We start from the raw sequence: 1,033 nt of genomic DNA, 5'->3' as shown, positions 1-1,033 counted from the left end.
GTCAGGCGAAGCAGTTGGGGATGTGGCCGGTGCAGTTGGTGGGGTCGTTGTCGATGACGATGGATTCGTCGTCGAGGCGGACTGTGCCGTCGTTGTTGACGATGCCGCCGGCGATGTCGTAGGGCTTGTTGGTGTCGGTGGCGGTGTTCTTGGTGATTTTGGTGTTGATGATGTTGACCCGGCCGCGGTTGTTGAAGATGCCGCCGCCGTTGCCGGCGGTGTTGCCCTTGACCTCGCTGTTGCGGAGGGTGAGGGTTGCGCGGTTGTCTTTGTTGGGGCCGGGTTTGAGGTCGGGGTCGCCGTTGAAGATGCCGCCGCCGCGGCGGCCGGCGGTGTTGCCGCGGATGGCGCTGTCGTCGATGGTGGCGCTGCCGCGGTCTTTGTTGTCGTCGTTGTCGTGTTCGGTGGTGGTCTTGGGTTTGTTGGTGGTGCTGGTGTTGAAGATGCCGCCGCCGTCTTCGCTGGCTTTGTTGTTGTCGATGGTGACGTGGCGGAGGTGGAGGTTGGTGTCGGTGGCGTAGATGCCGCCGCCGCTGTGGCAGGCGGTGTTGTCCTTGATGTCGGTGGAGGTGATGTCGAGGAAGCCGTTGGCGGTGTAGATGCCGCCGCCGTTGTGGTTGGCGGTGTTTCTGTTGATGGTGCTCTTGGTGATTTCGACGGTGCCGGTGGCGGTGGTGCCGATGGTGATTTTGGGTTCGTAGGTGTTGCCGTTGGCGATGCCGCCGCCGTTTTTGCCGGCGGTGTTGTTGGTGATGTGGGATTCCTTGATCCTGAGGATGCCGGCGTTGAAGATGCCGCCGCCGTTGCCTTTGGCGTGGTTGTTTTCCACGGTGGTGCGGTCGAGGTGGACGCGGCCGAAGTTGGCGATGGCGCCGCCGTTGCCGCTGGCGTTGTTGTTGAACAGGTTGCTGTCTTCGAGGAAGGCGCTGCCGCCGGGCTTGACGAGGATTGCGCCGCCGTCGGCGTCCTCGTCGTAGGTCCCGGGCGTCGAACCCTCACCCGACTCACCCGACCCACCGGGCACCACCGGCGC

The 1,033-nt window shown here is 63.9% G+C and carries 1 pseudogene; it reads right to left on the bottom strand.

Annotated features, from left to right (window positions below):
• Nucleotide 1: 1 nt before the first annotated feature.
• A pseudogene (locus ACH4T9_RS31965) lies at nucleotides 2-1,033 on the bottom strand (hypothetical protein); the annotation flags it as partial.

Source organism: Micromonospora sp. NPDC020750, assembly GCF_044334565.1.
Classification (GTDB): domain Bacteria; phylum Actinomycetota; class Actinomycetes; order Mycobacteriales; family Micromonosporaceae; genus Micromonospora.
This window is presented reverse-complemented; position numbering and strand designations above follow the sequence as displayed.